The following is a 23,021-nucleotide window of genomic DNA, read 5'->3' as shown; positions in this document are numbered from 1 at the left end:
GAAGGACGCCGAGGAAGGCTGTCCGGACAGCCTCGGGCGATCGCCACCGTGGCCGAGCAGCGAGTCGAGCGAGCCGAGCTAGTTCGCCGGCAAAGACGTGAAAAGCGCCGTGCCGGCATGTGGTACTCTCGACCGAGCACGTATAAATATCAGGGTTGCCGCCGGTCGTCGAGCGCCGGGAACGACTCGCGGACGGCAGCGACCCGATCCGGATCGAGGTCGGCGGTGACGAGTGCCGGCTCGTCGCCCGTCGACGCGATCGGCGTCCCCCACGGATCGTACACCGTCGAGCGACCGAGCAGCGCCTCGTCGTCGAACGTGCCGACGCCGTTTACCGCCGCGACGTACGTGAGGTTCTCGACGGCGCGTGCCTTCGGCAGGACCGACCAGTGCTCGACGCGGGGGTAGGGCCACGCGCTCGGGACGAGCACGAGCGTGACCCCGCGGTCGGCCAGTTCCCGGTAGAGCTCCGGAAAGCGGAGGTCGTAGCAGGTCGTGACGCCGACGGTAAAGCCCCCGACGTCGGCGGTCTGGAGACGCTCGCCCGGCTCCAGTAAGTCCTGTTCGGCCGAGCCGTAGCCAAACAGGTGGTGTTTGCGGTACACACTGCGGCGCTGTCCATCGCTGTCGAACAGCACCGACGTGTTGGCGTAGCCCGCCGTGGCCGGCGTCTCGATGCCGGCCTCGTGGCTGGCGGCCAGATCCTCGACGATCGATCCCGCGAGGAGTGCGACGTCGTGGTCGATCGCCGTCTCCCGCAGTCGCGTGAGCGTCGGCCCGGTCAGGGACTCGGCCGTTCGGGCGTAGGCGTCGAAGGCGAAGTAACCAGTGGCGAACAGCTCCGGCAACGCGACGAGCGCCGCACCGCGGTCGGCGGCTCGTTCGATCATCGCCGTCGCTCGCTCGACGTTCCCCTCGACGGTGCCTGCTTCGACGCGGTGCTGTGCGAGCGCGATTTTCATGGTCGGTCCTCGACGTCTGCCAGCAGCGCGCGTTCGAGGTTCTCTAGCTCGGCGTCGAAGTTACGCTTGAAGAACCGTTCGACGCCCGGGATTCGACCGTCGACGACGAACCGGTTCGTCAGTCGCGTCGCCACGCTCCCGTCGTCTCGGTCGATCGCTTCCAGTTCGTGCTCGCCCCGCACCGACATCACCTTCGATCGGCCGGTGAAGCTGACGTAGTCGGGCGCGCGCCGTTCGTCGTCGCTGGTCTCGACGGCGACCGTGCTGTCGATCAGCGGGATCGGGAGCGCGAGGTGCCACGTGGCCGAGCCGTCGTCGTGTGTCTCCCAGCGCTCGATGACGCTGATCGGCGCGGCGCGTCGGTCCGGGTCCGCGATGAACTCCCAGACTCGCTCGGGCGACGCCGGTACCGTCATCGTCCGCTCGACCCGGACAGTCATACGATGTCGTCAGGGGTACGTGGTCAAAAAGACGGCGAAGACCGCCACGACTAGCTCAGCGTGACGCGCCACGTCGTCGAGCGGGATCGGCCCCACTTCTCGATGTCGACTTCGTCGGCCTCCTCTGCGAGTCGTGGCAACCGGGCACCGACCTGCTTCGACGAGAGACCGAGCTGCTCGGCGATGTTCTTCGCGCGGAAGTAGCTCTGCCCGCGGGAGACGCTGTCCCTCAGGTAGTCGAGGATCTGCCGATCTTCCTCGCTGATCTCTCCCATGCCTCGAAGTAAGGTCTTCGAAGTCTTAACCGTTCCTTTCCGAGCTATCGAACCGGAGTAGACGGGCAGGAGGTGGGAACAAAAGGGAGTCCGAACGACGACTCGTCGGCCAGCCGATCAGTCGTCGAACGCGTGGATCGCCACGATCGCCAGGCCCGCAGCCAGCATCGCGACGCCGAAGGCGATCCCGCCGTTGACCTGCACTGCACGGGCGTGTTCCAGCGCGTACGAGTAGCCGAAGACCCCTGTCGCGACCGAAGCGACGACCGCCACGATCGAGAAGAGCAGCCCCAGTCCGACGCTCATGTCCGTCTTCGACGACGTTGTTGCCATACGAGTTGGTATCCCGAGTGGCCACTTAATTCATGCGGAGCGAGCGTCCCGAGACCGACGACGGCGTGCGCTGACGGACGGTTACTTGATCTCGGTGTGTTCGGACTCCTCGTTGAGCGCGAGGTTCGTCGCGATCTCGGCGTTTCGGACGGCGTACTCGGCGGTCTGCTGGAGGCTCACGAGGACTTCCCGCACCTGCAGGAGCGACTCGTTGCCCATCTCCGGGAGATCGTCCAGAATCTCGGTCTCCCGGTCGCCGATCTCGGCGTAGGTCTCGCGGACCTCGATCGCGGTGTCGTAGTCGCGCTCGACGGTGGCGGTCACCGCCTTCTCGGTGATCTCGTTGACCTGATCGGTGAAATCGCGGATCCGACGCATCGTCGAGGACTCGACCGTGAGCGTGTGATCGTCGGACTCCAGGGCGATCTCGGCGATGTCCTCGGCGTTGTCGGCAGTCAACTCCAGGTTCTTCGCGATCGATCGGTAGCCGATCAGCGGGAAGCCGTCGTCGAGCCCGACCGCCCGCGCCAGATTGGGGTTCTGGTAGGAGGTGAAGATGAGGCGAAGGAGCAGCACGAAGATCTTGTTGGCCTGGCGTTCCCGGTTGAGTGCGCGCTGTGCGAGGTCGGGGTTGCCGTGGGCCAGTGACTTGACGGCCTCGTTTCGCATGGTGCTGCCGGTCGATTCGAGCCGTTCGAGGAGGTTGTTCAGCGTGAAGTCTTCGGGGTCGACCGAGCACCGGATGGCGATGCGTTCCGGTCGTTCCTCGATGACGCCCAGCCCCATCAGCTGGGTCTCGGCGTTGTAGACGGCGTTGATGTGTTCCGAGGGGAGCGTCTCGCCCTCGCCAGCGTCGATGTGGATGATCCGGCGGCCCAGCACGTACTGGGCGACGATCGCTCGCTCGACGGCGTCGGCGTCGAGGTTGGCGGCGTAGATGATCGCCTCGGACTCCTCTGCCTGTACCGATTCGGGCAACACAGTCAGGGCACCGTTGCCGCTGATTCGCAACGACACTTCGTCGCCTTTCTCCACGTCGTGGGCGCTGGCCCACTCCGCCGGCAACGTCATCGCGAGCGTCGAAGGGCCCAACCGCTGTACCTTTCGGGTTTCCATATGTCCTTTACTTGTCCCAGCTCACCTTAATGTTGTCTATACGGGCGAATACATTCTGCGAATAATAATATTGAATCTCTTTGCCGGGAATCGGTGGACGAACATCCACCGGTCGTCGCGGCGTCAGGCGACCTCGACGAGACGGCGTTCGAAGGCCCCGACGCGCACCCGGAGCCAGCCGCGCAACTGCTCGTCCAGTGCTGGATCGCCGGTGTCGACGCGCAACACGCCGATGTCGTCGAGCTTGGCCCGCGAGGCGACGACCTCGATCTCACAGCGTTCGATGACGGCCGGTGACAGCTGCTGGTTCCCTCGGCCGAAGACGAACCCCTGTCCGCCGATGGGCGAGACGATCACGACGTTGTCCTCGCCGAGCGCGTCGACGATCTCCGCCTCGCCGCCGTCCCTGACGAGAACCGCCCCGTCTCGCCACACGTCGACGCCCAGGGTCGTGCCGTCGAACCCCAGCGCCGACTTGATCGCGCCGACGGTGCTGCCCGGTCCGAGGACGTAGGTGACTCCCGGCCGTGCCTCCTCGGCGACGGCCTCGGCCAGCGTCTCGACGGTGCCGCCGCCGAGTTGCTTCGCAGACTGGCGCTCGTCTGCCTGTGGGACGCGGACGACGGCCCGGAGTTCGGTGACGACTTCGCCCCGACGATACTCGTCCTCGTCGATGTCGTTGACCTCTGCCCGTTCGGTGTCGGTAAAGCGGGCTGCGATCCGGCCGGCCGCACGCGGCGAGACGCCGAAGACCGAGGAGTACACCTTGACGCCGGCCGGCACGCCGAGCATCGGCGTCTCCTCGCCGAGTTCCTCGGCTACGTCGACGGCGGTGCCGTCACCGCCCACGAAGAACACGAGATCGACCCCCTGCTCGCGGAAGGCACGCACGGCGGCCCGCGTCTCCTCGCTCGTCGTCTCCTCGCTCGCCGGCTCCCCGAGCACGACCGGGTCGAATCCCGCGTCCCGAGCCGCCCCGGCACCCATCGGCTCGCCCCAGGTGAGCACCTCGATCCCGTCGCCGTACTCCCGGAGTGCGGCCAGCGCGGTGGCCCCACGCTCGGGTGCGCGGGGCTCGGCCCCCCGCTCGCGAGCCGCTTCGACTTTGCCGTCCGTCCCTTTGAGTCCGACCCGCCCACCCATTCCAGCGATGGGGTTGACGACGACACCGATTCGGCGCATACCACGCGTTCGGTCGCCACTCGCAAAAGCCACCCGGGAACGAATCTTTGAAGCGGGAGGGCGATGGACGTAGTCGTATGTTCGTTCCGCTGCAAGAAACCGTACAGCCCGGGATCATCGACGCGGCCGGCTACCTCGTCACGATCGGTGGGATCGTCGCGACGGCGCTCTGGCTCAAGTTCCTCGGGCGCTAGTCGTCGGCGGACTCGACCCGCGCTTCGAACCACGCCGCCGCTTCCCGGACGAGTTCCCGATCGGTCCCTTCGAACTTGACGCTGACACGCTCGCCCGGATAGCTCCCGACCTTCACCGGGAACCGCTCCTGGACCGCGGCGAGGCGATCCAGCAGCGCACTCTCGGGTTCGTCGGTCTCGACGACGGTGACGTGTCGCCCTTCGCCGTCGAACGCGTCTTCGATCTCCTCGAACATCCGTTTCATCTCTGCGGGGACACCCGGCAGGACGTAGCAGTTCTCGACGACACAGCCCGGCGCGACGCCCTCGTGGTTGGGCAGCACACGCGCCCCTTCGGGGACGTGGCCGGTGCCGTCGGTGAGATCGGCACGCTCGTAGCCGCCGTGTTCTTCCAGCCACGACAGCGCTTCCTCGCTCTCGACCACGTCACGGCCGAAGGCGGCGGCGACGCCCTCGATCGTCTTGTCGTCGTGTGTCGGTCCGAGCCCGCCGGTGACGACGACGGCGTCGTACTCGGCGTGGTACTCGTTGACCACGCGGGCGATGTCCGCCAGCCGATCTGGGACGACCGTCGTCCGTTCGACCGACACTCCGCGGTCGGCGAGCTGGCGGCCGAGCCACGCGGCGTTCGTGTTGACGGTGTCGCCAGCGAGTAGTTCGTCGCCGACCGAGACCAGCGCGACGTGCATGTCGCGGCGTTGGTCGTCACCGAGTAAAAGCCTCTCGTCGTCGCGACTACCGCATGCCCGGCGGCGGTCCGTCGTCCCCGAAGTCGTCGCCGTCCGTGTCGATGTCGATGGCCGTCTCCTCGCGCTTTCGTTTCAGCGACTGGATCTGTCGCCAGTAGTAGACGCTCCCGCCGATCGCCAGGACGATCCCACCTCCGAAGACCGAGCCGAAGATCAGCAGGTCACGCTGGAGGTAGTACCGCACGCGGATCGTCTGGGCGGTCACGTTCTCGTAGGTCAGCGTCATCCGATTGTCCGTCACCGGTCGCTCGCCGGCCGGTGGGTTCACCTGCGAGAGCAGCGGGACGCCGACGCGGGCTCCCGGCGGGAGGGTGAGGTTCGTCGCCCCCTCGACGAACACCGGCGTCGAGTAGCGTTTGCCCTGTCGCGGCGCGGTGAACGCGACCTGTCCGGCGGTCTCGTTGGGCACGTCGAGGATGGTCCGCTCGCGGGTCTGGGTCACCGACAGCGCCGAGTGATCGGCGGTGACGACGGTCCCGTTCGGGTATCGGTACTGGAGTGCCCTGATTTCGAGATGGCTCTCCTGGCCCAGCGCGTCGCGCTTGTACACCTGTAGTTCCGAGCGGTTCTCGGTACTGTACACGTGGACAGAGGCGTTCTTTTCGAGGGTGATGGAGGCGTTGACGCTCGAATCCCAGTCGTAGTCGGCGGATTCGTTGAGCCGCTGGGGGTCCGGTTCGCCCGGCCCGAGAAGCGAGGTGCAGCCACTCAGGGCGACGAGTGCGAGCACCGCAGCGAGCACGAGACCCCGACGCCTCATGGGACGATACAGAGCAGCTCCGAGGGCAGGTACTGGCCGATGCTGGACAGCAGCCCCGGCGGATCGGTCTCGTCGCGGCAGACGATACTCTGTTCGAGCAGGCCGACGCGCTCGACGGTGATGATGTCCTGGGCGTGGCCGGCGCGGTTGACGGTCGCCCGAACCTCTGCCCGGGTCGCGCTGTTGACGTTGACGCGGCCCTGTCCTCGGGTCCACTCGTACAGTTCGTCCTGGGCGGCGTCGCTGAGGCGTGGCGGATCGTCGTTGACGAACTCCAGCGGGAGGTGCTGGACCAGTCCGAAGCGGGTCCGGACCTGTTCGGGACTCCCCCGGCCCAGTCCGATCGAGTCGGCCGGGAGCCGGACGGAGTCGCCGTGGCCCACGTCGAGGACGAACCCGTCGTCGTCCCAGGAGTCGAGCGTGCCGACGTAGGTCTCGCCCGATTCGAGGGTCGGGACGATCTCGCCGAACTCCTCGCCCAGGAGGTTCCGGGCGATCGTCTCGTCTGGCCCCGAGATCGTGACGCTCGGGAAGTCGTCGTCACGGATCCCCACGTCGTACTCCACGTCCAGATCCGCGAGTTCGTTCCCCACGAGCGAGGTCAGCGAGTCGAGCGCACGCTGGCGAGCGTCGCCGTCGACGTACAGCTTCGTTGCGAGTACGACCATCAGGCTTCGGCGTCCTCTCGTTCGTGGTCGACGTTGAGTTCGTCCCGGAGCTTCGCGATCCGCTCGTCCATGGCGTCGACGAGTCGCGTGTTCTCCATCGATTCGACCTGGTCACCGCACTCGGGACACTGGAAGCCGAACTCCATCGCCTCGTCGAACTCGAAGCGGATGCCACAGCGCTCACAGAGGTAGAACTCGTTGTCTCGCTCGTAGGACTCGCGGTCTTCGAGCGCGTCGAGCAGGCGGTGCATCTCCTCTTCGAGCTTCTCTGGGATGTTCTCGTACTTGAACGTCCAGAGATAGGTGAGCCACCCCGAGTCCTCGTCTCGGAGTCGTCGATACGACGCCAGGTCGTTCTCGTAGAGAATGAACAGCGCCCGGCGCACGTCGTTGAGCTCCAGTCCCAGTTCTTCGGCGAGTTCTTCGTCGGTCACTTCGCCGTCCGGCGGCGCGGCGGCGACCGGCATCCCTTTCGGTCCGACGAGTTCGTGGAGGTATTTCTGTATCACAGGATCCTCCAGGAGGTCCTCAAAAGCCATTGTATGCTCTTCGGGCCGTCGTCCGGTTAAGTTTTAGCTTTCCCGTACGACACCCGGAGTCGAAAAGCAGAGACGGCAACCGAGCCAGTGGTGGAGGGATCGATTGTCGGCGTCGGCTCGTCGCGACAAATGGTATATGTGTCCAAGGAACATACGAAACGGTATATGCTTGACAACGGCCCTCGGAAGACGGGGCTGGACGAATGAGCGGCGACGAACAGCCCTCGCCCGACCAGAACTCGTCTGCCCCGGTCGAGAGAGAGTCTTCGGCGTCGCTGGGTGAGCGATACTCCCGCGTCGTGGGTCGGTTCGTCCACGGGGTCGAACTCGCTGCCGCGACGGTCTTTGCCCTGCTCTTTGCGGTCGGAGTGTTCGACCTGATTCTGGAGATACTCGATGCCGTGCGATCGGGCAGGATCACCGATCCGCTCGTCGTCATCAGGTTCATCGACACCGGACTCCTCTTGTTGATCATCGTCGAGGTGTACCAGACGGTGCTCGCGTACGTCGAACAGAACGACACCCGGAGAGTCGTCAGGCTGGTCATTTACACCGGTGTCATAGCGATGGTTCGGAAAGCTATCATCTTCCGTACGGGTGAGTACGCCACGCTGGAAGACGCCGTGTTGGCGGCCGGATCGTACGCGATCATCATTCTCGCGCTGGTCGCACTGCTCTTCGTCGAGCGGGTCTACGGGAACGACTCCCTCCAGTTGTCCGACGGCGAGTCCGCGTAGCGAGCAGTCCCGGCGATAGGACGGCCGTGACAGGCCGGCAGACTTTTGCACACGTCCCGACCGAGGTCACGCATGGTCGCTGTCACTGTCTGGAACGAGTACGTACACGAGCGAGAGAACGACGCCGTCGCGGAAATCTACCCCGACGGCATCCACGAGACGATCGCCGACGCGCTGGCCGAGCGCGGCCACGAGACGCGAACGGCGACGCTGCAGGAACCCGAGCACGGCCTCACCGAGTCGGTGCTCGACGACACCGACGTGTTGCTCTGGTGGGGTCACGCCGCTCACGACGAGGTCGCAGACGACGTGGTCGAGCGGGTCTGTAACGCGGTCAACGACGGGCTCGGCCTGCTCGTGCTCCACTCCGCGCACTTCTCGAAGCCCTTCCGGCGACTGCTGGGGACGCCCTGTACACTGAACTGGCGAGAGGCCGGCGAGCGTGAGCGTCTCTGGGCGATCGATCCCGACCACGCGATCCTCGACGGCATCGAGACGCCGATCGTCGTCCCCGAGGCCGAGACCTACGGCGAGCCGTTCGGGATCCCACAGCCCGACGAACACGTCCTCAGCTCCTGGTTCGAGGGCGGCGAGGTGTTCCGCTCGGGCGTCTGCTATCGCCGCGGCAGTGGCCGGATCTTCTACTTCCGACCGGGCCACGAGACGTACCCGATCTACCACGACGAGACGATTCAGGACGTGCTCGCGAACGCCGTCGAGTGGGCGGCACCGACAGGTCGCAGCGTCACTCAGTGGGACAACGTCAACGTCGAAGCCAGCGAGTAAGGGCGGTCGCAGCTACCCGTCGTCGGCTGTCTCGGCGGCTTCCTCGGCCGGGACGACGCGCTTTCCCTCCGGCTGGGGCTGGACGACGCGGTCCGCGTCTTCCCACTCGCGGTCGAGTTCGCGCCCCTCGAAGAGTCGATCGAGGAAGACCGCCAGCCCGGCGACCTCTGAGTGGGGCTGGTTCGTCACGCCGACGTTCCAGTCGGCCCGCTCGTACACCTCGAAGCTGACCTTCTCCGCGCCCACGACCAGCAGCAGCGGCTCGCTCCGGTGGGCCGCGCGGATCTCGCCTTCGACCTCCTGGACCGGGAGGCCGTACATGGTGAGGTGGGCGATCGAGCCCGACCAGTCTTTCAGGAAGCGGTTCGGTTGCTCGGTGACCTCGACCTCGAAGGGGCCGCCGAAACGGTCGGTGATGTCCTCGACGGTGTCCTGTCGACTCGCGCCCGCGTTCGCGAGGACGAGCCGATCCGCACCCAGGGCCCGGGCCGTGAGTCCGACGTGGGTCGTCATCCGTTCGTCTCGGCCGGGACGGTGGCCGAGTCGGAGGACGGCGACCTCGGGTTCGCCTTGCATACCCGAGGGGAGGGGCGTCGGCCGTTAAGTGCTGTCGGACTGGGCCGCGTCGATCGCGGCGCTGAGTGCCTCGTAGCTGGCTTCGACTCTCTCGCCGTTGACCAGCGCCGTCGGCGTCCGGTCGACCCCCGCGTCGATGCCGCCCTCGCGATCGGCCTCGATAGTCGCCTCGTAGGCCTGTTCGACCGCTGCGGTCTTCACCGTCGACGGATCCGCGTCGACCTCCCGAGCCAGCGACGCGTAGCGGTCCGGCCCCAGTGAGCCCTGGTTCTCGAACAGGAGGTCGGCGTACTCGAAGAACGCCTCGTCGCCGACGCCGTCCTGTACCGCTCGGGCCGCGTTCGGAGCCTCCAGAGAGACGTTCTGGTCGACCGGCAGGGGGAAGTCGTGGTGTTCGTACCGGATCGCCCCGCTCTCGACGTACTCAGAGCGGATGTCGGGATAGACTTCCTGGTTGAAGGTTGCACAGTGTGGACAGGCGAAGTCCTCGTAGACGGCGACCGTCACGTCGGCCTCGGGATCGCCCGCGACCGGCGTCGAGAGCGAACCGGTCGTCACCGTCGCCGTTCCGTCCGGTTGCTCGGAGCCACCACTCGAGGAGTCGAGACAGCCCGCGAGCGAGGCAGCCGCTGCACCGCCGGCCAGCAACAGCGAGCGCCGCGTCGGAGAGAGATCGTCCATAGTCGGCAATCGGAGTTCGTGCACTTTAGTTTCGCGGTCTGTGTGCTGTAGAATCCGCGCCGAGAGCGGGGGCGGCATCGACGCGGGCGTCGGGAGACGGCGACGATCCCACGGGTATTTTGCCCGCCATCCCGTAGCCGCCGCCGTGCAAGTCGTCGGCTATCGCGCTCGCGTCGACGAGTCGGCCGCGCTCCTGCTCGGGACCGACGGAGCCGTTCGAACGGAGCCACTGGAGCCCGGCCAGCAGGTGTCGTACTCGCTCGGCGAGCGCCACTGCGCGGGCACGATCGACGAGGGAACGCACGTCGCTTGCGAGAATCCGACGGCACCCCACTGTGACAGACACACCGATCGCTGGCCGTGTGCGCGGTGTCGCGGGGACTGTGCGATGCCACTGGAGAGCTGTCACGAGGAACACGCCGTCTACCTGGCCGCCTTCGCTCCGGCGACGTTCAAAGTCGGCGTCACCCGCTCGTGGCGGCTCGAACGGCGACTGCGAGAACAGGGAGCCGACCGGGCGGCCCACCTCCGGACCGTCGCGAACGGACGCGTCGCTCGCCAGATCGAGGCCGAGATCGCCGCGACGGTGGGCGACAGCGTCCGCGTGCCGACGAAGATCGAGGGGCTACACCGATCGGTCGAAGAGGCCGCCTGGCGGACGTTGCTCGACGAGTTCGAGCCCATCGAGACGTTCGAGTTCGAGTACGGGCTGGGCCTGACGGACCGTCCGATCGCCGAGACGCTGCTGTCTGGTACCGTCGTCGGGTCACAGGGGCGTCTTCTCGTCGTCGAGAACAGCGGCGGGACCTACGCCGTCGACCTCCGGGACACCGTCGGCTACGAGCTCAGCGAGGACAGCGTCGATCGGCAACTCCAGGCCAACCTCGGCGCGTTCAGCTGATGCTGGCGTCGGCGTCCGCTGGGACGGTGGTGTTCGCGGTCCTGCTTCGTCCCGTGTAGAGACGGACCACGCCTCCCGCGAGGAGGCAGGCGGCCCCCAGGACGAGCCAGTACGGTTCGGCACCCAGCACGAAGCGTCCGGCGTCGCCGCCAGCCACCGAGAAGCCGGTGTACAGCGACCCTTCGGCGGCGTAGTGGCCGACCGCTCTCGCCGCGTAGAAGAACACGACGGCGCTCGCGGCGACCGCTCCGAGCGCGGCCCGCCGCCACCGGAAAGAGGCGAGGACGCCGAGAACCCCGACGACGGCGACACGCGAGAGTAGACGCTCTTCGTGGCTAATCCGGCCGTCCCAGGCGGTGTGGACGGTCGCGTCGTACATCGGTCTGAAATGCAACAACTCCTGGTAGATGCCGACGACGACGGCGGCGAGACCGACGATCGAGAGGACGACCGAGAGGGCGGCTCGTCGGTTCATGCGGTCGGACTCTCATTGCGACGGCATGAATTTTGCCCTCAGCGGCCGAATTGCATACGCCTCGGTTAGTCAGAAAACATTTATGACTCCGTGGAGGGTTCTCGGACGTGCAACGCGAAACGATACTCACCGGCGGCATGGTCGTTCTCGTCGTCGCCATGCTCGCCACACCGCTCGCAGTCCCCGGGGTGCTCGACGAGCCCGACGACGAGAACGTCCGGCCGAGCTACCTCCACCTCCAGACCGAGGACTCGACGATCAACGTCACCTCGGTGCCCGGTCGGACGGCAAACCTCCAGCTCGACACCCGGCTCGTCCACAGCGGCGGGCCGGCGAGAAACGTCACGCTCGAAGTCCGCGCGATCGACGCCGAGTCGGGCCTGCTGGAAGATCAGGTCTACGAGTCCGTCGGCAACGTGACTGGCGATCGATCGGTCTCGGTGCTGACCGACCTCTCGGTCGAGCGTCAGGGCGGCTACCGCATCGAGACGATCGTCTACGAAGACGGCGACCGCGTCGCCCGCGGTACGCGGACGATCAGCGGCGTCCAGGCACTGACGCCCGACTACGCCGACTCGACGGTGGCGTTCGAGCGCTACGAGAACTCCCCGGCTGAGATTCCGACGATCGCCGTCGACCCGACGACGACGAGCGACAACCGCTCGGAGCTGTCGGTGACGGCCGCACTGACCAACGACGGCGACACCGAAGCCGGCGACGTGACGCTGCGGCTCCGGGCTCGCCAGGCCGAGTCGAACCTCGTCGCCGCACAGTCTCGCCAGGAAGTCGGCACGATCCGTCCGGGCCGGACCGTCGAGCCCGGCACGACGCTGACGGTCCCCGACGGCTACAACTACTACATCGACGCAATCCTGCTGCGTGACGGGGTCGTGATCGACACCGCGATCGGCGTCGCCAACCTCGACCCGACCCGCGTCGTCGAGGCCAACGAGACGCGCCGAGCGGTCGAGTTCGACACCGGCGACTTCGACGACGAGAGCACCAGCGGAGGAGACGGCGGTCGGGCGGAGGAGACCCGAACGACCACCGGCGGCGGTCCCGGCTTCGGCGTCGGGCTCGCGCTCGTGGCACTGCTCGCAACCGCACTGCTGACCGCACGGAGACAGATCAATGACTGACGACGACATCGGCGGCGCGATCGAGGCACAGCACGACGAGGGGTTCGAGACGACGCAGAGTCCCGACGACACCGACGAGACGGCGGAGTCCGACACCGGACAGCGCGTCATCGACGCGCTCCAGTGGGCCGCCTTCGGCATCCTGATCCTGGTGGCCCTGATCGCGACGCTGCAGTTCTACTTCGCGACCTCGAACGCGATCCGGAACTTCGTCACGCCGGACTATCGGCCGCTGTTCCAGGCGATCTTCAATCTCGTCATCCTGCTGGCCAGCGCGCTGGGCCTGTCGGTGCTCGTCCGTCGCATCACGTAGACGACAACCCTTTTCTGACCCGCACGCCAACGGCCGTCCATGGCAGAAGACGACGCTGAGGAGAACGAATCGCCAGCAGACGAACCCTCGGACGCGGGCGAGGACGAGGAGAAGTCCTTCCGAGAGCGCGTCGAGGAGATCCGTCAGGAACGAGCCGAAGAGCGCGAGGGCGAGGACGGCGAGATGAGCCGCGAGGAACGCATGGAAGAGATGATGGGCGGTGGCGGCGGCCCGCCCGGCATGGGCGGCGGTGGCGGCGGGAACCCCTTCGCACAGATGATGGGCGGCATGATGGGCGGCGGTCCCGGCGGCCCCGGCGGTGCCGGCGGCATGGGACCGGGCGGCCGAGAAGAAGAGAGCGGCGACAACGAAGAGCTGACCCGCGAAGTCCGAAAGCTGCGCGACGAGGTCCACGACGTGCGCCGCACGCTCGACCGAATCGCCGACGCGCTCGAAGACTAGCGCTTCGAACAGTCCGTTCTACGTTTTGCCGTTCGAGAAGCTGCGCTACTCGTTGTACGCGAGGCTCATGACCCACTGCGAGAAGGCGTCGCTCCGGGCGTCGACCTCCTCGTCGCCGATGAACGGCGAGAGCTGGTCGCCGGCCATCAGCAGCGAGAAGTCCAGGTCTCTGGGTGCCGGCGTGAGGTGGTACGTGTTGTGCCCCTCGTAGATGGTCTCCTCGCGCTGGATCAGTTCCTTGTCCGCCAGCGAGTCGACGATTCGACTCCCCTTGCGCGAAGACACGTCTAGTTTCTTCCAGAAGTCGCTCTGGTGGATGCCACCGGACTCTCTGATGAGTTCCAGGCCGGCACGCTCGTCGTCCGAGAGCTCCTCCTCGATGGCTGCCATGCTCATATACTCCGTTATGGGAGGGTCGGCCGCTTAAACCTGACCTTCGACCGGACGATACGCAGTCTCACAGGGCGGTCCGTCGGCGTAGCGGAACCACCGCTCGTCCCCGAGGACGACAAGCGACGACGAGCGGGTGCCGAACCCCTCACCGTGGACGCAGACGCCGTAGTCGTGGTCCGCGACCGTCTCTGCCGCGCGGTCGAGCCACGAGCCCCCGTTCTCGTCGGGTTCTGGCTGGAGGGTCTGGACGAGTCGACCGGCGCTGTCGGCCTGGCGCTGTGCCGCCGCCCGTCGATCGTCGGGCATCCGGTAGTCGCCGTCGGCACCGACATTGACGACCACGTGGACGCCGGGGCTCAGCGTGCGAACCGAGAGCGTCCCGTCCCACTCGGTGTAGACGGCCGCCGACGCGTCGGCGACGACGAGGTTGAATCCCTGGTACTCGTCGGCGTCGACGGCGCGCTCGACGAGCCGAGCGGCGTCCTCCGCGGATCGCTCGCCCAGCGCGTCGCGCACGAGCAGGCCCCGAGAGCGCCCGCCCGCGAGGTCGGCGTCCGTCCAGCGGTTCGTGACCGCGACGAAGACGCCGTGCTCGTTGTAGCCGATCCACGTGCCGCCAGCTTCCGCGTCGGTCGGTGCGACGACCCGTGTGCGCCAGTCGTGGACGGCGGGAGGGTTCGACTCCCGGTCGAGCCGTTCGTCACGGTTGGCGGCGACGACGAGTGGCTGTTCGAAGACCTGCCAGGCGAAGACGAGCGTACACACGACCGAGTGTAGGGTCCCCGAGGGCTAAAGGGTGCTGTCGGTGTCGTCCTCGCCGACCGGCTCGGCCGGCGCACCGACGACCGTCGTCTCCGGCGGCACGTCTGCCGTGACGACGGCGTTAGCACCGACCTTGGCGTCGTGACCGATCTCGACGCCGGGGAGGACGATCGCTCCCGCACCGATCATCGCGCCCTCGCCGACGACGACCTCGCCGGTCCGATACTCGTCCCGGAGGAACTCGTGACACAGCAGCGTGGCGTCGTAGCCGACGACCGCGTGGTCCTCGATCGTCAGCAGTTCGGGCCAGAACACGTCCGGGGTGGCCGTCAGCGCCAGCGAGACGCCCTCGCCGACCGTCGCGCCGAGCCGACGGAGCAGCCACCGCTTGAGCGCGAGGCTCGGAGAGTACCGCAGGGTCCAGACGACGAGGAAGTTCACCACCAGCCTGAGCGGGTGCTTGGCCGACGGCCAGTGGTGCAGGGAGTTGTGCGGTCCCGGTGTCGCCGTCCGGTCGAGGCGGTCGTGTCGTCGTGGCCCAGTCACGACCGACCGTTCGTCAGGAGCCGTCTAAAAACCCGCGTCGTCGACGCCGATCCGATCGATCTCGGCCCGCGTTACTCGCCGCGCAGTTCGTCCACGTGATCGATCCGCTGCTGGACGAGGTCGGGCTTGCCGATGTCGTGGCGCATCCGCAGGCCCTCTTCGCCGGCAGCGTCGAGGGCCGCCTCCGCGATCTCCTCGGCCTCGGTGATCGTCTCCGCCAGGCCGACGACGGCGAACGACCGGGAGGTCGTCGTGTAGATGCCGTCGTCGCGCTCGTCGACGCTGGCGTAGAACAGGAGCGCGTCGCCGGCGCTGTCCTCGTCGATCGTCACCTTCGCGCCCGCGGCCGGCTCGGTCGGGTAGCCCTCGGGGACGGCGTACTTACAGACCGTCGCCTGCGGGGCGAAAGAGAGCTGTGGCAGGGGTTCGTCCTCTCGGGCTGCCGTCAGCACGTCGAGGAAGTCGGTGTTCAACACCGGGAGCGTGTTCATCGCCTCGGGGTCGCCGAAGCGGGCGTTGAACTCGACGACCTTGATCCCCTCGGCCGTGAGCATGAACTGGCCGTAGAGGACGCCCTTGTAGTCGTCCAGCGCGTCGACGACCGCCCGGAGCACGTCGACGGCCTCCATGTAGTCGTCTTCCGACATGAAAGGCAGCTCCAGGCCGGCGTCGGAGTAGCTGCCCATGCCGCCGGTGTTGGGTCCTTCGTCGCCCTCGTAGGCGCGCTTGTGGTCCTGTACGGCGGGCGTGACACGGAGCTGGCCGTTGGCGACGAACGCCTGGACGGTGAACTCCTCGCCGACGAGGCGCTCTTCGAGGACGACGCGGTCGTAGTCCGCACTCCGGAGGTGCGCTTTTGCCTCCTCGGCGGTCACTTGGTCGCCGATGACTCGGACGCCCTTGCCGCCGGTGAGCCCGGCCGGCTTGACCGCGAGGTCGCCGTCGTAGTCGTCGATGTACTCGCAGGCGGCAGCCATGTCGTCGAACGTCTCGAAGTCGGGACAGCCCGGAATGTCGTGTTCTCGCATGAACCGCCGCTGGAAGGCCTTGTCCGTCTCGATGCGGGCCGCGTCCTGTCGGGGACCGAACGTGTACACGCCCGCCTCGTCGAGCGCGTCGGCGACGCCGGCTTCGAGTGCGTTCTCGGGGCCGATCACCGCGAGCGTCGCGTCGACCTCGTTGGCATAGGTCCGGACCGCCGTCGGGTTCGTCGTGTCCAGCGTCTCGAACCCGTCGGCCAGCGCCGCGATTCCGGGATTCCTGTTGCCGGCACACGCGTACAGTCGGGCATCCGAGTCGGCCAGCGAGCGGGCGATCGCGTGCTCGCGGCCCCCGCCACCGATCAGCACCACGGTCTCTGTCATACCTGAGGGGGCGACTGGCAGGGGCCTAAACCTTGCCTTTCCCCTCGCGTCGGCGGCCGTTCAGTCCGTCTCACGGCCGTCTTCCCGTACACACCTGTGGTCGTCGTCGTTCGATCGACCGGTACGGACCGACGAGACTCCGTCTCAGACTGCCGGCTGTCCGTCTGTACCGAACGTTGCGACCCCGTGGTCGCGAATCGCTTGCAACAGTGACAGCCGGCAGTATCAGTCCAGGCTGTCGGGCGTGTCGTCACGAGCGAGCCACCGCTGCATCGCCGTCAGCAGGCCCTCGTCCTCGTCGGTCCCCGACCCGCAACGTTCTCTGTCCGCGGGATCGACCGGCGTGTCGTCTCGATCGTACCACAGCTCCATCGCGGTCGGATTCTCGGTCGTGTTCTCACACTCCCACGCCGGCCCGTCGTCCGAGCCGCCGTCCGCGAGGTCGCTGCGCCAGAGCTCTCGGTCGTCCGCGTAGTGCTCGTTCGTATCGTAGTCGTCATCGCCGCCATCGCTCCCGTCGTCCTCGTCGCTATCGGCCGCATCATCGCTGTCATCGTTCTCGTCGTCCTCATCGTCCACATCATCGTCGTCTGAGTCGTCTCCGTCCGAGCTGTCGTCACCCGTCTCACTACCGTCGTCTGGGTCGCCGCCGCCGTCTGTCCCGTCACCCCCTTCGCCACTGTCTACGTCGTCGCCACCGTCACCGTCCGAGCCGTCACCGCTGTCGCCGTCGTCACTCCCTTCGCCGCCCTCGGTACCACTGCCGGTGTCGTCGCCGTCCGAGCCGTCTCCGCCGTCGCCGTCGACCGCGTGCGTCGTACAGTCGCTCCCGGCCTCGACGTGTCCGGCGCACACGCCACAGGCGTCGTTCTGGTCCAGGGCCGCGACGATGTCGCCGACGCTGTCGTAGGCCGCCGCGGCGCAGTCGTTGGGGTTGACACAGAGGCTACACGACCCGTTCGGGTCGGTAGTTCCGCCCCGAACGACGTTCTCTTCCAGCAGCCCGACGATCGTCTCGTCGGCCGACGCCTCGTAACAGTAGCTCTGCCAGCTCCAGGGCACGTCAACGCCGCTCGTCGCCGTCATCGGGCGACAGGTGAAGGTCCCGTCGACGGCGACGACGGCGAAGCTCCCGTCCGTCCCCGTACAGACGCGATCACAGCCCTCGAACTGGGTCTCGTGTGCCGCTGCAGTGCCGCTGGCGGCGAGCAGACCCGTAGTCGCCGCCCCGATCGTCTTCAGCACGCGTCGGCGGTCGACGCCGTTCTCGTCGGTCGCGTCGTCTGTTGGGCTCATCGGTAGCGACACCTCTCGGCGTATCGATTTCGTAATGAGTCGTGTACGGCCGAGAAGTCCGCCACTAACCGGTCAGTTCCCCGACTCCAGACGAAGGTAGTCGGCCGTCGATCGCACCGTCTCGTCGGTATCGCTAGCCGTCCGAAGGTATCTGACGACCACCCGGACCGAACTGGAACGTCGGTCGGCGATCGCTGAGACGGACAGGCTTTCCCGTCTGCCACCCGGACGGTCGGCTATGAGCAGCGACTCGGGCCCGACGGACCGGAACCGCCTCAACGAGGCCGAGAGCCCCTATCTCCGCCAGCACGCGGACAACCCCGTCAACTGGCAGCCGTGGGACGAACAGGCACTCGAAGCCGCCAGCGAGCACGACGCGCCGATCTTCCTCTCGATCGGGTACTCGGCGTGTCACTGGTGTCACGTCATGGAAGACGAGAGTTTCTCCGACCCCGAGACGGCGGCGCTACTCAACGAACACTTCGTCCCGATCAAGGTCGACCGCGAGGAGCGCCCGGACCTCGACGCCATCTACATGAGCATCTGCCAGCAGGTGACCGGCCGCGGTGGCTGGCCGCTGTCGGCGTGGCTCACTCCCGAGGGCGAACCGTTCTACGTGGGGACCTACTTCCCGCCTGAGGAGCGACGCGGGATGCCGGCGTTCGGCCAGTTGCTCGAAGACATCGCGGGCTCGTGGTCCGATTCGGAGCAACGCGAAGAGATGTACAACCGCGCCCGGCAGTGGACCGACGCCATCGAGGGCGATGTCGGCGACGTGGGACAGCCGGGCGACGTGCCCGACGACGAGGCGCTGCAGGCGGCCGTCGACGCCGCGATTCGGGCCGCGGACCGCGAACACGGCGGCTGGGGGAACGGCCCGAAGTTCCCGCAGCCGGGGCGACTCCACTACCTCATGCGCGAGGTCGCCCGTTCGGACGGCGACGACGTGCGCGCGGTCGTCACCGAGACGCTCGATGCGATGGGCGACGGCGGGCTCTTCGACCACGTCGGCGGCGGCTTCCACCGCTACTGTACGGACCGGGAATGGGTCGTTCCCCACTTCGAGAAGATGCTCTACGACAACGCGACGCTCCCGCGAGCGTACCTCGCTGGCTACCAGCTCACCGGCGACGAGCGGTACGCGGAGATCGCACGCGAGACGTTCGCCTTCGTCGAGCGCGAACTCACACACGAGGACGGGGGCTTCTTCAGCACGCTCGACGCACAGAGTGTGCCACCCGCCGGCCGTCGCGAGGACGCGGACGCCGAGCCCGAAGAGGGCGCGTACTTCGTCTGGACCCCCGAGGAGGTCCGCGCGGCCGTCGACGACGAGACGGCGGCCGACCTGCTGTGTGACCGCTTCGGGATCACCGAGTCGGGCAACTTCGAGGGCAAGACGGTGCTGACCGTCGACGCCTCCATCGAGGCCCTGAGCGAGTCCAGCGGCCTCGAAGCGAGCGAGGTCGAGCGTAAACTGGCGAGCGCACGCGAGCAGGTCTTCGAGGCCCGCGAGGAGCGGCCCCGCCCCGCACGCGACGAGAAGGTGCTCGCGGGCTGGAACGGACTGATGATCACGGCGCTGGCCGAGGGCGCGATAGTCCTCGACGACGTGGATCCGGAACCGGCCGCCGACACCCTCGCGTTCGTCCGCGAACACCTCTGGGACGAGAGCGAGCAACGGCTCGCCCGCCGGTACAAGGACGGCGACGTGGCCATCGACGGCTACCTCGAAGACTACGCCTTCCTCGCTCGGGGCGCGCTGACGCTGTTCGAGGCGACCGGCGAAGTCGAACACCTCGCGTTCGCGCTGTCGCTGGCCCGCGCCATCGAGCGAGAGTTCTGGGACGAGACGGACGCCACGCTGTACTTCACGCCGACCAGCGGCGAGTCGCTGGTGGCTCGCCCACAGGAGCTCACCGACCAGTCGACGCCGTCCAGCAGCGGCGTCGCGGTCCAGGCGCTGCTCTCGCTGTCGGCGTTCGTCCCGCACGATCGCTTCGAGACGATCGCGGCGGGCGTCCTGGAGACACACGCCAACAAGATCGAGGCGAATCCGATGCAACACGCCTCGCTGGTCGTCGCGGCCGACCGCTATCGGCGGGGCGACCTCGAACTCACGCTGGTCGCCGACGAGGTCCCGGCAGAGTGGCGAACGACGCTGGCCGAGACGTACCTCCCGGACCGGCTGCTCGCGTGGCGGCCGCCCAGCGACGACGATCTCGACGCGTGGCTCGACGTGCTGGGGCTGGAGGAAGTCCCGCCGATCTGGGCCGACCGGACGGCACGCGACGGCGAGGCGACCGTCTACGCCTGCCGACAGTTCACGTGTTCGCCGCCACAACACCACCTGCGGGACGCGCTCGACTGGGCGACAGAGCAGACGTGAGACGGCGCACCGTCGCCCGGCCGTGGTCGTCGGCGTGGCCGCGTTCGAGCGGTGCGTAGCGTGCTCGACCCGTTCTCACTGCTGACCGAAGACGAGGCGTCGCCGGACGTGACGGCGGCGACGGTCGGCGAGGTCTCGCGGGGGACGTTCTGGGTGTTCGTCGCCGCGCTGGTGCTTTCACAGTTCGGGCTCGCCGCCGTCAGCCTCGGCGCGCTGTACGGCCTCGTCCTCGGCCAGTGGCCACTCGCCGGTGTGCTGGTCGCCGTCGGTGTCGCCGCGCTCGCCGGTGTCGGCGCGCTCTACTGGTGGCACCAGAGCCGGAGCGACGAGTGAATTTCGCGACCACGGGGTCGCGAGTGTCTCGAAACAGTGACAGCCGGCAGTCTCAGTCGAGTACCGCCTGGATCTCCTCTGCGAGAGAGACCGCGATCGGTACGTCCGCGTCCTCGACGAAGCGGGCGATCTCCTCGCCGCCGCTCGCGCTGTCCGTGCCTTCCGGCACGCGCTCCACGACCACGGTCGGGATGTACTCGATCCCGTACTCCTCGACGCCGGGACCGGTCTTCGAGCCGTCGTCTTCCTTCTCGGTCTCGTGGTGGACGACGTTCGCTTCGGGGACCTCGGCGGCGTCTAACGCCGCGCCGAAGTCGGGCAGTTGCGAGCGGCAGTCCTTGCACCAGTCGCCGCCCCAGACCTTGTAGACCAGTTCGTCGCGGTGCTCGGCCAGTACGTCGACGGTGTCCTCGTAGGCCCCCTCCGACCAGACGGGGTTGGGCTCCATCGTTGTCAGTGGCATACCCCGGAGTAGCGCCCGGAGTCGCTTAACGCTCGCGCTCTCTCGGTCGTCACCGGTAACGGCACGCCATGCTGGTGACGGGGAGGGTTTTAACCGGGGACCCTCAAGATGGCGGTAATGAACGAGACAATCCTGGAGACGCTGGGGTCGCCGCTCGTCTCGGTCGCGGCACCCGAGGGCGCGACGGTCGCAGCCAAGGTCGAGTCGTTCAACCCCGGCGGCTCCGCGAAGGACCGCCCGGCGCGGTTCATGATCGAGGCCGCCGAGGAAGCCGGCGAACTGAGCGACGGCGACGCGCTCGTCGAACCGACGAGTGGCAACACGGGGATCGGACTCGCGATGGCCGGCGCGGCCAAGGGGTACGACGTGTGCCTCGTGATGCCGGGCTCGAAGTCGCCCGAGCGCCGCCAGATAATGAACGCCTACGGCGCGGAGATCGAGCTCGTCGACGGCGACATCTCCGCCGCGAAAGACCGGGCCGACGAACTCGAAGCCGAGGAGGGGTACGTCCAGCTCCGGCAGTTCGAGAACGAGGCCAACCCGCGGGCACACTACGAGACGACGGGCCCGGAGATCGTCGAACAGGTCGGGGACCGGACGGTCGACGCCTTCGTCGCCGGGATCGGCACGGGCGGAACCATCACCGGGGTCGGCCGTCGGCTCCGCGAGGCGTTCCCGGACGTGGACATCGTCGGCGTCGAACCGGCCGACAACGCCGTCCTCTCGGGGCAAGAGCCCGGGACCGGCGAAGACAGCTTCCAGGGGATGGGACCGGGGTTCGTCAGCCCGAACCTCGACGTGGACCTGCTCGATTCGGTGACGACGGTCGAACTCGCCGACGCCGAAGACGAGTGCCGTCGCCTGGCCCGCGAGGAGGGAATCCTCGTGGGCCAGTCCTCTGGGGCGTCGAACCTCGCCGCCAGAGAGAAGGCCGCCGAGTTGCTCGACGATGGCGTCGCGGACCCGCTCGTCGTGACCGTCTACTGGGACAGCGGCGAGCGCTACATGTCGACGGGGATGTTCGACGAGTAGCGTACCGGTTGCAACGCTGGACACACCGATCGCACTGCTGTCGTGCGATCGGGTGTGCATCGAAGTTCGATGGCCACGATAGAACCGTCCGAAGTCGCCTCGACCGCGTTTTGAGCCTCCACAAGGAGTTTATCAGTACGGACGGCAGAGACGGGTATGCAACGATCTCGCCGCCGCGTCCTCGCAGCCAGCGCCTCGCTGCTCGCGGCCGGCTGTGTCGGGACCGATCCGGAGAGCGACCGCCCGGATCAGCGCTCGCCGACTTCGAGCCCGAACGGATCCGAGACGGCCGACTGTACGTCGGGCATCGTCCTCACGACCGGGCCGTACGCACCGGCCGACGACCTCCCGGTCAGCCTGAACGAGACGGAGCGATCGATCGTCGAACGGGCAGCCAGCGACGGGCCTGCGGCGTACACGACCGACGGCTCCAGACCGCTGCGCGACGGCGTGATCGTACGCCACGACGGCGAATTCTACCGGACGGCGTCCGAGATCGTCGCCGTCGACGCGATTCCGGCCTACGAGATGGACGTGTCCTGGGAAGCGGGACAGACCGCGCCCGAGGGCGCGACGGTCGTCCACTTCGAGGAGCTACCCGAATCTGACCGGGCCGCGCTCGAATCGGCAGTACTGAACCCCGAATCAGAGGGTGATGGAGACGGGCTCCCGCAGCGACAGCTCTCGATTCGAGCGTTCCCGGCACCCTACCCCGACGGCGGGACGGACTCGCGGCTCGTCGGGAATCGGACCTGGGTCCGGTGGCGAGACCGGACGATGCGCGTCGACGTCGCCGGCGACTCCGAGGAGACCAAAGAGCGGCGAACGTTCGAGTACACCCTCGAACGGGTCGCCACAGACGAGCCCGCGCTCCGTTCGTTCGCCGCCGAGCGGTATCTCGTCGCGCTCGACGACCTGCCCGAAGCGCAACGGTCGATCCTCACCGCCGCGATCGACGGCCGCTACGAGGAGTGCGCCCCGGCGTCGACGGCGCTGTCGGCGCTCCGGGAGCGCCTGTCCGAGGCCGAACAGCTCCCCCACCCGAACGACGACGCGTGGTACGTCGCCCTCGACGGAGAGCGGTCGCTGCTCCAGATCAGAGAGTGGGTCCACTGACGGTCGCCGGCAGTCTCATACTACCGGCTGTAAATCTGTGAA

The 23,021-nt window shown here is 67.5% G+C and carries 29 protein-coding genes; 10 read left to right on the top strand and 19 right to left on the bottom strand.

Annotation, left to right across the window (positions count from 1 at the left end; translation table 11 throughout):
- Positions 1-149: 149 nt before the first annotated feature.
- From IL252_RS11010 to IL252_RS10965, 10 genes are all read right to left on the bottom strand, one after another.
- Positions 150-962: a carbon-nitrogen family hydrolase gene (locus tag IL252_RS11010; RefSeq protein WP_208628037.1), complete on the bottom strand. Its 813-nt coding sequence runs from the start codon at positions 960-962 to the stop codon at positions 150-152.
- Complete coding sequence (locus IL252_RS11005; RefSeq protein ID WP_208628036.1) at positions 959-1,402, bottom strand: SRPBCC family protein; 444 nt, start codon at positions 1,400-1,402, stop codon at positions 959-961. The genes IL252_RS11010 and IL252_RS11005 overlap by 4 nt, the downstream gene beginning before the upstream one ends.
- A 50-nt stretch (positions 1,403-1,452) precedes the next feature.
- Positions 1,453-1,677 (bottom strand): hypothetical protein, encoded by a 225-nt coding sequence (locus IL252_RS11000; RefSeq protein WP_018258663.1) that lies wholly within the window; start codon positions 1,675-1,677, stop codon positions 1,453-1,455.
- A 117-nt stretch (positions 1,678-1,794) separates the two neighbouring features.
- Complete coding sequence (locus IL252_RS10995; RefSeq protein ID WP_223270951.1) at positions 1,795-2,010, bottom strand: hypothetical protein; 216 nt, start codon at positions 2,008-2,010, stop codon at positions 1,795-1,797.
- Between the two features lie 81 nt (positions 2,011-2,091).
- On the bottom strand, positions 2,092-3,126 hold the full coding sequence (locus IL252_RS10990; RefSeq protein ID WP_015763290.1) for a phosphate uptake regulator PhoU: 1,035 nt from the start codon (positions 3,124-3,126) through the stop codon (positions 2,092-2,094).
- Positions 3,127-3,249: 123 nt separating this feature from the next.
- Positions 3,250-4,308 (bottom strand): ATP-NAD kinase family protein, encoded by a 1,059-nt coding sequence (locus tag IL252_RS10985; RefSeq protein WP_208628035.1) that lies wholly within the window; start codon positions 4,306-4,308, stop codon positions 3,250-3,252.
- A gap of 190 nt (positions 4,309-4,498) precedes the next feature.
- Entirely contained in the window at positions 4,499-5,191 is a 693-nt protein-coding gene (locus IL252_RS10980) for a molybdopterin-binding protein (RefSeq protein ID WP_208628034.1), read from the bottom strand.
- 46 nt (positions 5,192-5,237) lie between these two features.
- The gene (locus tag IL252_RS10975) at positions 5,238-6,011 is read right to left on the bottom strand and encodes a DUF5803 family protein (RefSeq protein WP_208628033.1); all 774 of its coding nucleotides are present in this window, start codon (positions 6,009-6,011) and stop codon (positions 5,238-5,240) included.
- Positions 6,008-6,679 carry a DUF2110 family protein gene (locus IL252_RS10970; RefSeq protein WP_208628032.1) on the bottom strand — a complete coding sequence of 224 codons (672 nt, stop codon included), beginning with the start codon at positions 6,677-6,679 and terminating at the stop codon, positions 6,008-6,010. The genes IL252_RS10975 and IL252_RS10970 overlap by 4 nt, the downstream gene beginning before the upstream one ends.
- Positions 6,679-7,218 carry a transcription factor gene (locus IL252_RS10965; RefSeq protein WP_015763284.1) on the bottom strand — a complete coding sequence of 180 codons (540 nt, stop codon included), beginning with the start codon at positions 7,216-7,218 and terminating at the stop codon, positions 6,679-6,681. Before IL252_RS10965 ends, IL252_RS10970 begins: the two co-directional genes overlap by 1 nt.
- Before the next feature lie 203 nt (positions 7,219-7,421).
- Between IL252_RS10965 and IL252_RS10960 the strand changes: the two genes are divergently transcribed.
- Both IL252_RS10960 and IL252_RS10955 read left to right on the top strand, forming a co-directional pair.
- A complete protein-coding gene (locus IL252_RS10960) occupies positions 7,422-7,955 on the top strand; it encodes a phosphate-starvation-inducible PsiE family protein (protein ID WP_208628031.1) in 534 nt (177 codons plus the stop codon).
- 72 nt (positions 7,956-8,027) lie between these two features.
- The gene (locus IL252_RS10955; protein WP_208628030.1) at positions 8,028-8,741 is read left to right on the top strand and encodes a ThuA domain-containing protein; all 714 of its coding nucleotides are present in this window, start codon (positions 8,028-8,030) and stop codon (positions 8,739-8,741) included.
- Positions 8,742-8,753: 12 nt separating this feature from the next.
- Here IL252_RS10955 and IL252_RS10950 read toward each other — a convergent pair whose 3' ends face one another.
- Together IL252_RS10950 and IL252_RS10945 are read right to left on the bottom strand one after the other, a co-directional pair.
- Positions 8,754-9,317: a tRNA (cytidine(56)-2'-O)-methyltransferase gene (locus IL252_RS10950; RefSeq protein ID WP_208628029.1), complete on the bottom strand. Its 564-nt coding sequence runs from the start codon at positions 9,315-9,317 to the stop codon at positions 8,754-8,756.
- A 24-nt stretch (positions 9,318-9,341) separates the two neighbouring features.
- Positions 9,342-9,998: a thioredoxin domain-containing protein gene (locus IL252_RS10945; RefSeq protein ID WP_208628028.1), complete on the bottom strand. Its 657-nt coding sequence runs from the start codon at positions 9,996-9,998 to the stop codon at positions 9,342-9,344.
- A 145-nt stretch (positions 9,999-10,143) separates the two neighbouring features.
- On the opposite strand from IL252_RS10945, the gene IL252_RS10940 reads away from it, so the two are divergent.
- Positions 10,144-10,899, top strand: coding sequence for a DUF2797 domain-containing protein (locus tag IL252_RS10940; protein WP_208628027.1), 756 nt, complete (start codon positions 10,144-10,146; stop codon positions 10,897-10,899).
- On the opposite strand, the gene IL252_RS10935 is transcribed toward IL252_RS10940, so the two are convergent.
- Positions 10,892-11,374 (bottom strand): hypothetical protein, encoded by a 483-nt coding sequence (locus tag IL252_RS10935; RefSeq protein ID WP_208628026.1) that lies wholly within the window; start codon positions 11,372-11,374, stop codon positions 10,892-10,894. The two genes, IL252_RS10940 and IL252_RS10935, sit on opposite strands and share 8 nt — an antisense overlap.
- A gap of 107 nt (positions 11,375-11,481) precedes the next feature.
- On the opposite strand from IL252_RS10935, the gene IL252_RS10930 reads away from it, so the two are divergent.
- The 3 genes from IL252_RS10930 to IL252_RS10920 are packed head-to-tail and all read left to right on the top strand — an operon-like array spanning position 11,482 to position 13,288.
- On the top strand, positions 11,482-12,513 hold the full coding sequence (locus tag IL252_RS10930) for a PGF-CTERM sorting domain-containing protein (RefSeq protein ID WP_208628025.1): 1,032 nt from the start codon (positions 11,482-11,484) through the stop codon (positions 12,511-12,513).
- Positions 12,506-12,826, top strand: coding sequence for a hypothetical protein (locus tag IL252_RS10925; RefSeq protein ID WP_208628024.1), 321 nt, complete (start codon positions 12,506-12,508; stop codon positions 12,824-12,826). Before IL252_RS10930 ends, IL252_RS10925 begins: the two co-directional genes overlap by 8 nt.
- Positions 12,827-12,865: 39 nt before the next feature.
- The gene (locus tag IL252_RS10920; RefSeq protein ID WP_208628023.1) at positions 12,866-13,288 is read left to right on the top strand and encodes a hypothetical protein; all 423 of its coding nucleotides are present in this window, start codon (positions 12,866-12,868) and stop codon (positions 13,286-13,288) included.
- A gap of 45 nt (positions 13,289-13,333) precedes the next feature.
- Here IL252_RS10920 and IL252_RS10915 read toward each other — a convergent pair whose 3' ends face one another.
- The 5 genes from IL252_RS10915 to IL252_RS10895 form a co-directional block, all read right to left on the bottom strand.
- Entirely contained in the window at positions 13,334-13,684 is a 351-nt protein-coding gene (locus tag IL252_RS10915; protein ID WP_208628022.1) for a MarR family transcriptional regulator, read from the bottom strand.
- Positions 13,685-13,711: 27 nt separating this feature from the next.
- Complete coding sequence (locus tag IL252_RS10910; RefSeq protein WP_208628021.1) at positions 13,712-14,446, bottom strand: NRDE family protein; 735 nt, start codon at positions 14,444-14,446, stop codon at positions 13,712-13,714.
- A gap of 24 nt (positions 14,447-14,470) precedes the next feature.
- The gene (locus tag IL252_RS10905; RefSeq protein ID WP_170094295.1) at positions 14,471-14,989 is read right to left on the bottom strand and encodes a DapH/DapD/GlmU-related protein; all 519 of its coding nucleotides are present in this window, start codon (positions 14,987-14,989) and stop codon (positions 14,471-14,473) included.
- Positions 14,990-15,060: 71 nt separating this feature from the next.
- Entirely contained in the window at positions 15,061-16,353 is a 1,293-nt protein-coding gene (gene purD, locus IL252_RS10900; RefSeq protein ID WP_208628020.1) for a phosphoribosylamine--glycine ligase, read from the bottom strand.
- Between the two features lie 225 nt (positions 16,354-16,578).
- A complete protein-coding gene (locus tag IL252_RS10895; protein WP_208628019.1) occupies positions 16,579-17,649 on the bottom strand; it encodes a hypothetical protein in 1,071 nt (356 codons plus the stop codon).
- Between the two features lie 238 nt (positions 17,650-17,887).
- On the opposite strand from IL252_RS10895, the gene IL252_RS10890 reads away from it, so the two are divergent.
- Both IL252_RS10890 and IL252_RS10885 read left to right on the top strand, forming a co-directional pair.
- Positions 17,888-20,035 carry a thioredoxin domain-containing protein gene (locus IL252_RS10890; protein WP_208628018.1) on the top strand — a complete coding sequence of 716 codons (2,148 nt, stop codon included), beginning with the start codon at positions 17,888-17,890 and terminating at the stop codon, positions 20,033-20,035.
- 51 nt (positions 20,036-20,086) lie between these two features.
- A complete protein-coding gene (locus tag IL252_RS10885) occupies positions 20,087-20,368 on the top strand; it encodes a hypothetical protein (protein WP_208628017.1) in 282 nt (93 codons plus the stop codon).
- Positions 20,369-20,420: 52 nt separating this feature from the next.
- Here IL252_RS10885 and IL252_RS10880 read toward each other — a convergent pair whose 3' ends face one another.
- The gene (locus tag IL252_RS10880) at positions 20,421-20,831 is read right to left on the bottom strand and encodes a thioredoxin family protein (protein WP_170094290.1); all 411 of its coding nucleotides are present in this window, start codon (positions 20,829-20,831) and stop codon (positions 20,421-20,423) included.
- A 117-nt stretch (positions 20,832-20,948) separates the two neighbouring features.
- On the opposite strand from IL252_RS10880, the gene IL252_RS10875 reads away from it, so the two are divergent.
- Both IL252_RS10875 and IL252_RS10870 read left to right on the top strand, forming a co-directional pair.
- Entirely contained in the window at positions 20,949-21,863 is a 915-nt protein-coding gene (locus tag IL252_RS10875; RefSeq protein WP_208628016.1) for a PLP-dependent cysteine synthase family protein, read from the top strand.
- 156 nt (positions 21,864-22,019) lie between these two features.
- Positions 22,020-22,979 (top strand): hypothetical protein, encoded by a 960-nt coding sequence (locus IL252_RS10870; protein WP_208628015.1) that lies wholly within the window; start codon positions 22,020-22,022, stop codon positions 22,977-22,979.
- The last annotated feature ends 42 nt before the right edge of the window (positions 22,980-23,021 follow it).

Origin of the sequence: Halomicrobium sp. IBSBa, from assembly GCF_017612575.1 — an archaeon.
In the GTDB taxonomy this organism is placed as follows: domain Archaea; phylum Halobacteriota; class Halobacteria; order Halobacteriales; family Haloarculaceae; genus Halomicrobium.
Note: the sequence above shows the minus strand (reverse complement) of the source record. Positions and strands in the feature narration are given on the sequence as shown.

Coding starts and splice junctions, on each gene's coding strand:
- IL252_RS10895 (WP_208628019.1), bottom strand. CDS start 17,649: ATGAGCCCAACAGACGACGCGACCGACGAGAACGGCGTCGACCGCCGA.
- IL252_RS10995 (WP_223270951.1), bottom strand. CDS start 2,010: ATGGCAACAACGTCGTCGAAGACGGACATGAGCGTCGGACTGGGGCTG.
- IL252_RS11005 (WP_208628036.1), bottom strand. CDS start 1,402: ATGACTGTCCGGGTCGAGCGGACGATGACGGTACCGGCGTCGCCCGAG.
- IL252_RS10960 (WP_208628031.1), top strand. CDS start 7,422: ATGAGCGGCGACGAACAGCCCTCGCCCGACCAGAACTCGTCTGCCCCG.
- IL252_RS11000 (WP_018258663.1), bottom strand. CDS start 1,677: ATGGGAGAGATCAGCGAGGAAGATCGGCAGATCCTCGACTACCTGAGG.
- IL252_RS10975 (WP_208628033.1), bottom strand. CDS start 6,011: ATGAGGCGTCGGGGTCTCGTGCTCGCTGCGGTGCTCGCACTCGTCGCC.
- IL252_RS11010 (WP_208628037.1), bottom strand. CDS start 962: ATGAAAATCGCGCTCGCACAGCACCGCGTCGAAGCAGGCACCGTCGAG.
- IL252_RS10920 (WP_208628023.1), top strand. CDS start 12,866: ATGGCAGAAGACGACGCTGAGGAGAACGAATCGCCAGCAGACGAACCC.
- IL252_RS10970 (WP_208628032.1), bottom strand. CDS start 6,679: ATGGTCGTACTCGCAACGAAGCTGTACGTCGACGGCGACGCTCGCCAG.
- IL252_RS10915 (WP_208628022.1), bottom strand. CDS start 13,684: ATGAGCATGGCAGCCATCGAGGAGGAGCTCTCGGACGACGAGCGTGCC.
- IL252_RS10925 (WP_208628024.1), top strand. CDS start 12,506: ATGACTGACGACGACATCGGCGGCGCGATCGAGGCACAGCACGACGAG.
- IL252_RS10990 (WP_015763290.1), bottom strand. CDS start 3,126: ATGGAAACCCGAAAGGTACAGCGGTTGGGCCCTTCGACGCTCGCGATG.
- IL252_RS10880 (WP_170094290.1), bottom strand. CDS start 20,831: ATGCCACTGACAACGATGGAGCCCAACCCCGTCTGGTCGGAGGGGGCC.
- IL252_RS10980 (WP_208628034.1), bottom strand. CDS start 5,191: ATGCACGTCGCGCTGGTCTCGGTCGGCGACGAACTACTCGCTGGCGAC.
- IL252_RS10935 (WP_208628026.1), bottom strand. CDS start 11,374: ATGAACCGACGAGCCGCCCTCTCGGTCGTCCTCTCGATCGTCGGTCTC.
- IL252_RS10945 (WP_208628028.1), bottom strand. CDS start 9,998: ATGGACGATCTCTCTCCGACGCGGCGCTCGCTGTTGCTGGCCGGCGGT.
- IL252_RS10870 (WP_208628015.1), top strand. CDS start 22,020: ATGCAACGATCTCGCCGCCGCGTCCTCGCAGCCAGCGCCTCGCTGCTC.
- IL252_RS10875 (WP_208628016.1), top strand. CDS start 20,949: ATGAACGAGACAATCCTGGAGACGCTGGGGTCGCCGCTCGTCTCGGTC.
- IL252_RS10965 (WP_015763284.1), bottom strand. CDS start 7,218: ATGGCTTTTGAGGACCTCCTGGAGGATCCTGTGATACAGAAATACCTC.
- purD (WP_208628020.1), bottom strand. CDS start 16,353: ATGACAGAGACCGTGGTGCTGATCGGTGGCGGGGGCCGCGAGCACGCG.
- IL252_RS10890 (WP_208628018.1), top strand. CDS start 17,888: ATGAGCAGCGACTCGGGCCCGACGGACCGGAACCGCCTCAACGAGGCC.
- IL252_RS10985 (WP_208628035.1), bottom strand. CDS start 4,308: ATGCGCCGAATCGGTGTCGTCGTCAACCCCATCGCTGGAATGGGTGGG.
- IL252_RS10950 (WP_208628029.1), bottom strand. CDS start 9,317: ATGCAAGGCGAACCCGAGGTCGCCGTCCTCCGACTCGGCCACCGTCCC.
- IL252_RS10955 (WP_208628030.1), top strand. CDS start 8,028: ATGGTCGCTGTCACTGTCTGGAACGAGTACGTACACGAGCGAGAGAAC.